The organism is Comamonas trifloxystrobinivorans (genome assembly GCF_043359985.1).
Classification (GTDB): domain Bacteria; phylum Pseudomonadota; class Gammaproteobacteria; order Burkholderiales; family Burkholderiaceae_C; genus Comamonas; species Comamonas trifloxystrobinivorans.
Map to the genome: position 1 here is coordinate 274,342 of NZ_JBHZGV010000004.1, position 11,435 is coordinate 285,776.

An 11,435-nucleotide genomic window follows, 5' to 3' on the forward strand; every position below is an offset into this window, starting at 1 on the left:
AAATTTCACACGGGAGAATTGCATGAATTGGGACAACATGGAGTGGTACATCGTGGCCGGCGTCGTGATCGGCTCGGTCTTCATCGTCATCCTGGGCCTGTTTGCGCTGATCAAGGCCTTCTACATCAAGGTGCCGCAAGGCACGGCCTTGATCATCAACGACACCACTTCGCAGCCCAAGGTGAAGTTCACCGGCGGCCTGGTTTTGCCGGTGATCCACAAGAAGGAATTCATGCAGATCTCGCTGCTCACGCTGGAGATTGACCGGCGTGGCAAAGAGGGCCTGATCTGCCGCGACAACATGCGCGCCGACATCACGGTGGCTTTTTATCTGCGCGTCAATGAAACCTCAGAAGACGTGCTCAAGGTGGCCAAGGCCATTGGTGTGGACCGCGCATCGGACAAGACCGCCGTCAACGAGCTGTTCAACGCCAAATTCTCCGAGGCGCTGAAAACGGTCGGCAAGCAGATCGACTTTGTGAAACTGTTCGAGAACCGCCAGGATTTTCGCGACCAGATCATCCACGTGATTGGCAATGACCTGAACGGCTATGTGCTGGAAGACGTGGCAATTGACTACCTGGAGCAAACGCCCAAATCCTCGCTCGACCCCAACAATATTCTGGACGCCGAAGGCATCCGAAAAATCACCGAGCTGACCGCCAACCAGAACATTGTCACCAACGAGCTCGAGCGTAATGCCGAGCTGGCCGTGACCAAGAAAAACGTCGAAACCAAAGAGGCCATGCTGGCGCTGGAGCGCCAACAGGCCGATGCCGAAGCGCGCCAAAAGCGGGAGATTTCCACCATCCAGGCACGCGAGCAAGCCGAGACGCAGAAGGTGCAGGAGGAAGAGCGCCTGAAGGCCGAAAACGCCCGCATCCAGACGCAGGAACAACTCGATATTCGCGAAGAAAACCGTCAACGCGAAGTGGCCGTGGCGCAGCAAAACCGCGAGCGTGCCGTGGTGATCGAGGTGGAAAAGGTCACGCGTGCCAAGGAGCTGGAAATCGTCTCCCGCGAGCGTGAGGTGGAGTTGCAGCGCATCGAGAAGGAAAAGGCGGTGGAAGTCGAGAAGGCCAACATCGCCAACGTGATTCGCGAACGTGTGGCGGTGGAAAAGACCGTGGCGCAGGAAGAAGAACGCATCAAGGAAGTGCGTGTGGTCTCCGAGGCCGATCGTATGAAGCAGGTCACCGTGCTCACGGCTGAGGCCACCGCGCAGGAAGAGTTGGTGCGTCAGGTGAAGAAGGCCGAAGCCGATGAGATCGCCTCGCGCCACAAGGCCGTGGAAGTCACCACGCTCGCGCAAGCCGAACTCGAAGCCTCCGCCAAGACGGCAGAAGCCAAGAAGAAGATGGCTGAAGCGATTGAAGTGGAACGTGCAGCACCGGGTCTTGCCGATGCGAAGGTGCGCGAAGTCACCGCTGCCGCCATCGAGAAGGAAGGCATGGCGCAGGCCAAGGTCGTTGCCGAGCGTCTGATTGCGGAAGCCAAGGGCGAACAGGAAAAGGGTCTGGCGCATGCCCGCGTGATCGAGGCCACGGCGGACGCCAACGAGAAGCAGGGCCTGGCCGATGCCAAGGTGCTGGAAGAGCGCTTGCTCGCGCAGGCGCGCGGTGAGGCGCAGGTGGGTGCGACCAAGGCCACCGTCACGCGTGACGTGGGAACCTCCGAGGCCGATGTGCTGCGCGACAAGTTGTTCGCCGAGGCCAAGGGTCTGACGGAAAAGTTTGCGGCGCTGGGCAGCCTGTCCGATCAGGCACGCTCGCACGAAGAGTTCCGCATGCAGCTCGAGAAGAACCTCGAGCAGGCGCTGGCCGCCATCGAGGCCAACAAGAGCGTGGCCAAGGATCAGGCCGAGGTGCTGTCGTCCGCGCTCAGCAAGGCCAACATCGACATCGTGGGTGGCGAAGGCGCGTTCTTCGACAACTTTGCCAAGGCGCTGTCGGTTGGCAAGGCCATTGAGGGCGTGTCCGGCAAGAGCCCTATCGTGCAGGAGTTGCTCAACAAGTTCTTGAGCAGCAAGGGCGGTGGCATGGCTTCTTTATTGGGCAACAGCTCGGGTACGGAACAGCAGCCGCCTGCGGCTTGATGGGGCGCGGTGGTTGACGCGGTCAGCCCTCACTCCAACCCTCTCCCGCATGCGGGAGAGGGAGCCACAGCCGGCACAGGATGGCGCGCGTTGCATGCTCCGCTGCTGCCTCTTCTTTTTCCCTCTCTCGCTGGCGGGAGAGGGCAGGGTGAGGGTGGCGACAGCCGTCGCTAAAGCGTGGCGTCTGCGCAATTCCGCGTTCCTCTACACCTACCCAGTCACCCCAAAATAACGGAACCAGATGTCTGAATCCCCGAACACCACTGATGCCACCGTCGCCTCCGTCGTCGATCAGGCCGTAGCGAGCGGTGGGTCGTATGAGGTGCTTGCCAAGCGCTTGGCCGCGCAAGGTGAGACGCTTGAAAAGCTCGTCCGCCAACTCAATGAAGACCGTCTTGAAGAGTTTGGCCGTAGCCAGATGGAAGTCATCGGGCGCATGCGTGTGCGTACCGAGAACAACTGCGTGGGCCGCGACATCACGCAGGTGGGTGACCTGCTGCTGTTCGGCTACAACGTCTTCATGGGCCTCAAGCAGGTCACGCGCGTGGAAGACGTGTTTGCGCTTTACCGGCTCGATGAAACCGAGCATGGCTACGAGGTCACGCCGGTTGAATTGAAGGACAGTTTTCTGGGCATCCAGAGCTTCGTGCAGGACTTTCAGGAGCTCTACGCTTATTACAAGAACACGCGGCTCATGCAACTGGTCGTGCGCGACAACAAGCTGCTCGCGAGCTTCCAGATTGGCGAGCGCATTACCGATGTGCGCGTGTTCCGTTGGTCAATCTCGCCGGACGGCAAGACCGTCAAATACATCGACAATCGCGGCGAGCGCGATATTGAACTGCCGTCGCCTTTTGACTTTGAATGGCAGCGTGCGGGCCGCGATCATCTGGTGCAGGGCCGCTTCTCGCACATGAACATTCTCGACAAGGTGTTTGTCGAGACGCTGGGCGGCACGCTCACCATCAAGGTCGAGAACAACACCAACGACGGTTTGGGCATCTACAGCGAGCCGGTGCAGGAGCTCAATCAGTCGCTCGATGATGCGGTGTTTGAATACGCGCAAGTCGGCAGCATGATTCTCCTGAAGATCCTGCCGTATCGCGAAGATCAATGGCGCTATCTCATCTACAACACGCTCACGCGCCAAGTGCTGCGCATGGATGCGATTGCGGGCGCCTGCATTCAGTTGCCGGATGATCACGGCATCATCTTTCCCGGTGGCTATGTGCTGCAAAACGGCGAACATCGATCGTTCGAGCAGAACATGCAAGGCATGCGCTACCGCCGCAGCATCCGCTCGCCCAACGGCGAGGACGTGCTCTATATCTTCTACGAGCCCAGCAGCGGCCGCATGGCGCTGTTCAAGTACAACCTGATCGAGCGCGCATTGCAGCCGCCGATTGTCTGCCACGGCTATGCGCGGCTGGAAGATGGCCGCATCGTGATCTTTGCGGCGGATGGCGACGAGGCCACACGCGTGCATCCGATGCAGATCTGGCGCACGCCGTTTGCCTCGGAAGACTACGCAGCACGCCAGCCGCAAAAGGACAGCTTCCTCGGACGCATTGGCAATGCGGAACTGGTGAGTGGAATCTCCGACATCTACAGCGTGCGCAAGGAAATTGCCGCGCCTGAGGTGTCTCTGGCGCGCTATGAGCGCTTGATCGACACCACACGTCTGCTGTTTGAACGCCACCAGTGGATTAACGCGCCGCAGTTGGCCGCGATGAACGAGGTGTTGCACGGCATTGTCGCCACGGGCGATGCGGTGATCGACGAGTACGAGAAGGTCGAGAGCATTCGCCAGGCGTCATCGCGTGCGATGAGCGAGGTCTCCACCCAGCATCAGGCACTGCTCAAGCGCGTGCGTCTGAACAACTGGACGACGGTGGACGAGCATGTCACCGCGCTGGAGGAGTTGGGCAAGCTGCGCGGCCAGTTGATGTCCACGCGCGAGCTGCGCTATGTGGATACGGCGGCCATTGATGCGATGGTCTCGGCGGTCAACGAAGTGCAGGGTGAAGTCTCGCAACGCACGGCGGCCTACATCGCCACCGATGCCGCGCTCCAGCCCTATGTGGATGAGCTCAAGCAACTGGATGAGCAGGCGCAAGCCTCGACCACCGTGGTGCAGCTCAAGGAGCCACTGGGCGAGATGACGCGCATTGCGACGGCGCTCGACATGCTCTCCGAGCTGATGGGCGGGCTGAAGATTGATGACGCCACACAGCGCACGCAGGTGGTGGATCGCATCTCGGTGATCTACTCGCGCCTCAACCAGGTGCGCGCGCGGGCTGAGCAGCGGCGCAGCAGTCTTGGCAGCTCAGAGAATGTGGCGCAGTTCTCGGCGCAGTTGGCCTTGTTCTCGCAGAGCATCGTCAATGCGTTGGGCTTGTCGCAAACGCCGGAGAAATGCGACGAGCAGTTGGCGCGTCTGCTGGTGCAGCTCGAAGAAATCGAAGGCCAGTTTGGAGAGCATGAACAGTTTCTGACCGATATCGTCGCCAAGCGTGAGGAGCTGCTGGAGACGTTTGAATCGCAACGGCAAGCGCTTCAGGACGAGCGTCAGCGCCGCGCACAGGGCGTGCTCGATGCCGCGCTGCGCATTGTGCAGAGCCTGCCCAAGCGCACGGAAAAGCTCGCTTCCAGTGAGGCGCTGCATGCCTTCTTTGCGGGCGATCCGCTGATCACCAAGCTCAAGGAACTGGCGCAGCGCTTGCGTGCGGAGTTGTTCGATCCGGTCAAGGCCGACGATATCGAAACCCGCGTGAAGACGCTGCGAGATCAGGCGTTTCGCTCGTTGCAGGATCGCACCGATCTGTTCGAAGGCGGTGGCAACGTCATCAAGCTGGGGCGGCACAAGTTCAGTGTGGGTAATCAGGACCTGGAACTCACGCTGCTGCCGCGCAATGGCGAGCTGTTCCTGCATCTGGTGGGCACGGAGTACTTCGAGCCGGTGGATAGTCCGGAGTTGGCACAGCTGCAGGCGTATTGGGATGTGTCCACACTGGCGGAGTCGCCCGAGTTCTATCGGGGCGAATATCTGGCGCTGAGCGTGGTGCTGGCCGCTCGCAATCGCAGTGATGGTTGGGACGACACGCGCCTCAGGCAACTGGCGCTGGACAACGCGGCACTCACTCAGGCCATTCGTGAATTTGCCGCGCCGCGTTATCGCGAAGGCTACGAGCGCGGCATTCATGATCATGATGCGGCGCTGATCATTCAGGCGTTACTGCCATTGCGCGATGCAGCCGGCGTGCTGCGCTTTGGCCCGGACGCGCGCGCCTTGGCGGTGCTTTTCTGGAGCGAGCACGAGCGCATCCAGCAACCACATCTGGCCGCAGCCATTGCGCAATGGCCACGACGTGCGCAGCATGCGCAAGCCATGCAAACACTGTTTGCGAGCGAGGCCGAGCTACAGGCCCTGCAAGCGGACATCAGCACTCAGCTACGCACATTCGCCGAAGAGCGCGGCTTGATGGAGGTGTTCAACGACCTGTCCGCGCATGGCGACATCGACGGCTTGCTGCGCGCAGCCGCCAACTATCTGCAAGCGGAGCTGGCGCAGAAGGCATTGCGCTTTCATTTCTCCAGCTACGCGCAGTCGGCGGTGACGGCCTTGCAGACCGCGCTCAAGAGCGCTGCGCACAACCCGAAACAGTGGGATGACATGCAGGCGTATTGGCGCGGTGATGATCGCCAACACCGCAATCAAGCCGCGCCCTTGGGCGAGCGCTGGCGTAGTGCGCTGCATTGGCTGCAGACCGCGTGCAAGGCGCTGAAGACGCCGGAAGGCGACGCGCTGCTTGCTTATTGCAGTGAAGCAGCATCATGGCTGACTTGCGCCAGCCATGTGCCGCACACCGTCAGCAATGTAGATCTGCGCACGCCCGTGCAGGGATTGCTGGGCCAGCACCCGCGCATCGACAACGGCGGCATGACCTTGCAGATCGACGATCTGGGCATGCGTGCCGCGCACCACTTCCGCATCTTTGTGCCGCAGTTCGAGCGCTATCAGCAACTGCGCCAACAAGTGCTCAAGGCATCTCGCGAGCGCATCCGCGTGGAGGAATTCAGGGCCAAGCCGCTGACCTCGTTTGTGCGCAACAAGCTCATCAACGAGAGTTATCTGCCGGTGATCGGTGACAACCTCGCCAAGCAGATTGGCGCAGTGGGCGAGACCCGCCGCACCGACCAGATGGGCTTGCTGATGATGATCTCGCCACCGGGCTACGGCAAGACCACGTTGATGGAATACGTGGCAAGCCGCCTTGGCCTGATTTTCATGAAGATCAACGGTCCGGCACTCGGCCATTCCGTGCGCTCGCTCGACCCTGCACAGGCGCCAGATGCGACGGCGGCCAAGGAGCTGGAAAAGCTCAACCTTGCGCTTGAGATGGCCAATAACGTGATGCTGTACATCGACGATATTCAGCACACGCATCCCGAGTTCTTGCAGAAGTTCATCTCGCTGTCAGACGGCACGCGCCGCATTGAAGGCGTGTGGCGCGGCCAGACGCGCACGCATGATCTGCGGGGCAAGCGCTTCTGCGTGGTGATGGCGGGCAACCCGTACACCGAATCGGGCGAAGTGTTCAAGATCCCGGACATGCTCGCCAACCGCGCAGACATCTACAACCTCGGCGACGTGCTGGGCGGCATGGAAGAGGTCTTCAAGCTCAGCTACATCGAAAACAGCATGACCTCCAACGCCGTGCTCGCCCCCATGGCCACGCGCAGCTTGCAGGACCTGTATCTGCTGATCGACAAGGCCCAGGGCAAGGACGTATCGAGCAACGCGCTGAGCTACGACTACTCCAACGCCGAGCTGCGCGAGATCGACGCCACACTGCAACGCATGCTCAAAGTGCGCGAGGTGGTGTACCGCGTGAACCAGCAATACATCCACAGCGCCGCACAGGACGACAACTACCGCCAGGAGCCGCCGTTCAAGCTGCAAGGCAGTTATCGCAACATGAACAAGCTCTCGGAGAAGATCACCTCGGTGATGAACGATGCAGAGATGCAGCAGATGCTGGACGACCACTACCAAGGCGAAGCGCAGATGCTCACCACCGGCGCCGAGGAAAACCTGCTCAAGCTGCGCGAATTGCGCGGTGCACTGACGGCAGAGCAGACCACCCGCTGGAATGACATCAAGGCCGAGTTCCTACGCCAAAAAGCCATGGGCGGAGCCGGTGCAGACGCCGGCACACGCGTGGCGTCACAACTGGTGGATCTGGTGGCGGCGACCCGTGCCATGGCGCAAGCGCAACAGCAACAACACGCGGCAGAAGTCGGTGTGCACGCGGATTGGCAAGCCTTGTTAGCGCAGTTGCAGCAAGCGCAAACCGAGACCGGTCAATCGCTGCAAGGCATTCGCCAAACCATGTTGCAAACGGCCAGGTTGCAAGCCGCTGCCAGCAAGCCCGCAGACACCGACCAAGCTGTGCAGCAAGCGCTGGGCAGTACGGTAGACGGCGCCGTGCAATTGCTCAGCCAGCTGGTGGCGCAAAGCCTGCAGCCGGTGGTGGCGCACCTGGAGCAAAGCCGCAGCCAGCAACTTGGCTTGCACCGCGTGCTGATGCAGGTGGCGGCGCGCATGCAAGAGCAGATCGACCAGCAGCGTGCCGATGGCCGCCGCCCGCCAACGGCGGCCACCTTGCACGCTGAAGAGATTGACAAGGCTTTTGACCGCATGCAAAGCCAGCCACCCAAGGCGGAGTAATCAAACCTCGTTCTGGGCGGCAGCCTGCACCAGCGCCACAAAGCGCTGTGCGGCCAGGCCCAGCGGGTGCGCTTTGGACCACACCACATCCACATACAGCTGCGCGCCGTTGCTCAGGTTGGCAAATTCCATGGCCACCAAACTACCGGCCTGCAGCTGCGCGGCCACGATTTTTTGCGGCAACCAGCCCCAGCCAATGCCGGCGCTGATCATGCGCAGCGCAGCCGCGTGGTTGTCGGTACGCCAAACATCGCGGGCGTACACCAGGCGCTCGTCGGTCAGCGTCCAGTCGCGGCTGGCCACCACGATCTGGCGCGTATTGGTGAGGTGGTGCTCGCGCAGCTGCGGCGTTTTGTTGGCTTTCTTCTGACCGGCGCGGGCGGCCTGCATCACCGGGTGCGTGGGTGCAATCACCGCCAACAGCGTTTCGGTGGCCACTTCCTGAAAGCCTTCGCGCCCGTCGAGGCTGGGGCGCTCAAACACCAGGGCCAGCTGGGCGCGGCCGGTGTGCAGCATGGCCAGCGCATCGGCTTGCGGCGCGGTCAGCACCTCGACTGCCAGTTGCGGGTATTCCTGCGCCAAGGTGGCCAGCGGCGTGGCCCAGGGCGTGCCCAGCAGCTCTGGCGCAATGGCCAAGGTCAGCCGGGTTTCCAGCCCTTGCTCCAGGGCCAGCGCATGGGCATTGAGCTGCTGCAATTGCGCGGCCAGCATGCGCGCTTGCGGCTCCAGCGCCCGTGCGGCAGGCAAAGGCGTGGGCTCGCGCCCTTGGCGGGCAAACAGAGGCAAGTTCAGGGCCGCCTCCAGCTGTGCAATCTGCATGCTGACGGCCGAGGGCACCTTGCCCAGTGCCCGCGCTGCCGCAGAAAAACTGCCGTGGTCGAGCACCGCCAGCAGGGTGAGGATGCTGTCGGAATCAAAGGGCGCAAAGCTGCGGGTGGTGCTGGCGGGGGCGGCAAGCATAGGTGTTTATCTATCAATTTTTCTGAAAGATTCTGACTTATGTTATCAGCCCAGGGGATATATGATCGCTGCCCTTATGTCAGTTCAAAAATTGCAAAGCAGCCCCTGGTCGCTGCAAGGGCCGCTGCGCCGCGTGGTGTACGTGGGTTTGTACGAGGCGATCGCCATCGTGGCGGCGACTGCGGGTTTGTCGGCCCTGTCGGGCCAGGGCGCTGCGCATTCAGGCGTCGTGGCCGTGGCCTCGTCGGCCATCGCCATCTGCTGGAACGTGGTGTGGAACCACCTGTTCGAGATGTGGGAAGCGCGCCAGACCACGCGCGGCCGCGGCATTGGCCGCCGCATTGCGCACGCGCTGGGCATGGAAGGCGGCCTGGTGTTCATGCTGGTGCCGCTGTTCGCCTGGTGGTTCGAGGTGAGCCTGTGGCAGGCACTGGTGATGGACATCGGCCTGCTGCTGTTTTTCCTGTGCTACACCTTCGTGTTCAACTGGAGTTTTGACCGCATCTTCGGCCTTCCGCGCTCGGCGCAGTGATGTCCCGATTCAGAACGACTGCTTAGATCAAACAGCTTGGACTCCATGGCTGGCACCTATTCGGTGGCCGAAATTTGAGCGCGTGTAATAACGTCCTCCCATTTCATGCGGTCCTTTTGCATGAAGCTCTGAAACTCAGGGGCGTTGTTAAATACCGGTTCAATCCCCATGGATGCAAATCGCTCTTTGACCAGAGGATCGTTTTGCATTTTTGCGAGCGACTTGTTCAAGGTGGCGATCACCGCATCTGGCGTTCCCAAAGGGACAACAAAGCCCAGCCAGGGAGTTGCGTTGAAGTTATTTAGACCGGATTCTTCTACCGTAGGCAACTCGGGCAGCAAAGAAGATCGTTTTGCGGTGGTCACGGCCAGTGCTTTGACTTTTCCACCTTCAAGATAGGGCTTGGCAGCCGCTATATCAACGAACATGAAGCTCACGTCATTGCCAGCGATAGCAGTCAGTGCCGGAACGCTTCCTTTGAACGGGATGTGATTGGGCTTGATGCCCGCCAGCGTGGCGAAGAGTTCACCCTCCAGATGGTTGGAGGTACCCGCGCCGGATGAGCCATAGTTGGCCTGCGCGCTGTCCACTTTCATGTTCTTGATGAGCGTGGTGACATCGCTTACCGGCAGCTTGGGGTTTACTACCAGCAGGTGTGGAATGGTGGCAAGCAGTGATACAGGTTTGAAATTTTTCTCCGGATCGTAGCCGGCCTTTTCCTTGTAGAGGCTTGGGCCGATGGTGAATGACGATGCCGCCATCAGGATGTTGTAGCCATCTGCTGGAGATTTGGCGACGTAGTTGGTGGCGATGGTGGTACCCGCGCCTGCTTTGTTCACCACAATAACGGCTTCGCCCAGATCCTCCTGCAGCTTGGTGGCGACGAGGCGCGCCATCACATCTGTCACGCCGCCGGGCGAGAACGGAACAATGATGTTGATGGGTTTGGATGGGTACTTTTCAGCGTGCGCGCCTACGGCTGCGAGTGCGAGTGCCGCTGCGGCGATGAGCTTGAACTTCAGCGAGAGGGTGTTGTTGGTGTCGGTTGTTATGATGGCTTGTCTCCTTTGTCGTTGGTAGTGGTTGGCTGGGGCGGGGTGAAATGGAAAAAGATTAGGAAGCAAAGTCAGATCGATCGCATGAAGCGGCTCTCCAGCATCGCCCATACGCCGTTCAGCGTGGGGGTGTGGAGGCCTACGTTGCGCGCCATGCGTACGATAACGCCCACCAGCGTGTCGCCTTCAGTGCGTCTGCCGGCAAGCGTGTCCTGCAACATGGATGTGCGCGCATTGCCAGCTGATTCGGCTTGCTGCATGCGTTGCTCGACGGTGGTGGTTTGCGCAAGGCCCAGCGCATCGCCCACGGCCATCACTTCGCTCATCACATGACAGCAAAGATCGTGCAAGCCGGGCTCGTGCAGCATCTGGTGCATGGTGGCGTTGGCTAGAGCGCTGATGGGGTTGAAGACAGCATTGCCAAGCAACTTGTTCCACAGATCCTGCTGGATGTTGCGACTGGGCGTGCATTGCAGCTCGCTCTGCTGAATGGTCCCGGTGAGGCGGTGCAGTCGCTCACTCATGCTGCCGTCGAGTTCACCGAGCGACAACGTATTGCGGCTGCCCTGCTCCACGGTGCAGGCATCGCGCATCTGCGCAGGGATATGGATCACTCCGCCGATCACGCGTTGCAGATGAATCTGCGGATAGTTTGCGTAAGCTTTCCCCCAGGTGTGCGGAGGCTCTCTGCGCAGCTGTTCATGGGTTTGCAGAAGCCACCACGGAATGCCGTTGACGAGCGGAATGATGACTGCGGTTCGGCATTTAATGTGCTGCAGCGATTCAAGTGACTTCGCCAGATCGTATTGCTTCACGCACATGAATATGACGTCCCAGCCGTCGTCCGTGTGCAGATGGGCTGTCGTGCGGATGGCGCGCGTGCTCACCGCTTGGCCAGCTTTGAACAGCGTGAGTCCACGTTGTTCGATGGCGCGCAGCGCTGCACCGCGCGCCAGCAGGGTGACGTTGGCATCGGTTGCGCTCAGGTGCCACGCCAGCGTGCAGCCAATGGCACCTGCACCGATGATGAGGATGTTCAGTGGTTGCTGATGCTCTTTCACG

The 11,435-nt window shown here is 60.7% G+C and carries 6 protein-coding genes; 3 read left to right on the top strand and 3 right to left on the bottom strand.

Going from position 1 to position 11,435, the window contains the following annotated elements:
• Positions 1-22 precede the first annotated feature (22 nt).
• Both ACFIQF_RS06125 and ACFIQF_RS06130 read left to right on the top strand, forming a co-directional pair.
• Positions 23-2,095 carry a hypothetical protein gene (locus tag ACFIQF_RS06125; protein WP_393941094.1) on the top strand — a complete coding sequence of 691 codons (2,073 nt, stop codon included), beginning with the start codon at positions 23-25 and terminating at the stop codon, positions 2,093-2,095.
• Positions 2,096-2,336: 241 nt separating this feature from the next.
• Positions 2,337-7,826 carry a DNA repair ATPase gene (locus tag ACFIQF_RS06130; protein ID WP_393941096.1) on the top strand — a complete coding sequence of 1,830 codons (5,490 nt, stop codon included), beginning with the start codon at positions 2,337-2,339 and terminating at the stop codon, positions 7,824-7,826.
• Here ACFIQF_RS06130 and ACFIQF_RS06135 read toward each other — a convergent pair whose 3' ends face one another.
• Complete coding sequence (locus tag ACFIQF_RS06135; protein WP_393941098.1) at positions 7,827-8,786, bottom strand: LysR family transcriptional regulator; 960 nt, start codon at positions 8,784-8,786, stop codon at positions 7,827-7,829.
• A gap of 76 nt (positions 8,787-8,862) precedes the next feature.
• Here ACFIQF_RS06135 and ACFIQF_RS06140 point away from each other — a divergent pair, with 76 nt between their 5' ends.
• Complete coding sequence (locus tag ACFIQF_RS06140) at positions 8,863-9,318, top strand: PACE efflux transporter (protein WP_393941100.1); 456 nt, start codon at positions 8,863-8,865, stop codon at positions 9,316-9,318.
• 56 nt (positions 9,319-9,374) lie between these two features.
• Here ACFIQF_RS06140 and ACFIQF_RS06145 read toward each other — a convergent pair whose 3' ends face one another.
• Positions 9,375-10,484: a tripartite tricarboxylate transporter substrate binding protein gene (locus ACFIQF_RS06145; protein WP_393941101.1), complete on the bottom strand. Its 1,110-nt coding sequence runs from the start codon at positions 10,482-10,484 to the stop codon at positions 9,375-9,377.
• Complete coding sequence (locus tag ACFIQF_RS06150) at positions 10,445-11,434, bottom strand: ketopantoate reductase family protein (RefSeq protein WP_393941103.1); 990 nt, start codon at positions 11,432-11,434, stop codon at positions 10,445-10,447. Before ACFIQF_RS06150 ends, ACFIQF_RS06145 begins: the two co-directional genes overlap by 40 nt.
• Position 11,435: the final 1 nt, after the last annotated feature.

Bases quoted from the DNA above. Each gene is read 5' to 3' on its own strand.
- ACFIQF_RS06125 (WP_393941094.1), top strand. From the start codon at position 23: ATGAATTGGGACAACATGGAGTGGTACATCGTGGCCGGCGTCGTGATC.
- ACFIQF_RS06130 (WP_393941096.1), top strand. From the start codon at position 2,337: ATGTCTGAATCCCCGAACACCACTGATGCCACCGTCGCCTCCGTCGTC.
- ACFIQF_RS06135 (WP_393941098.1), bottom strand. From the start codon at position 8,786: ATGCTTGCCGCCCCCGCCAGCACCACCCGCAGCTTTGCGCCCTTTGAT.
- ACFIQF_RS06140 (WP_393941100.1), top strand. From the start codon at position 8,863: ATGTCAGTTCAAAAATTGCAAAGCAGCCCCTGGTCGCTGCAAGGGCCG.
- ACFIQF_RS06145 (WP_393941101.1), bottom strand. From the start codon at position 10,484: ATGGGCGATGCTGGAGAGCCGCTTCATGCGATCGATCTGACTTTGCTT.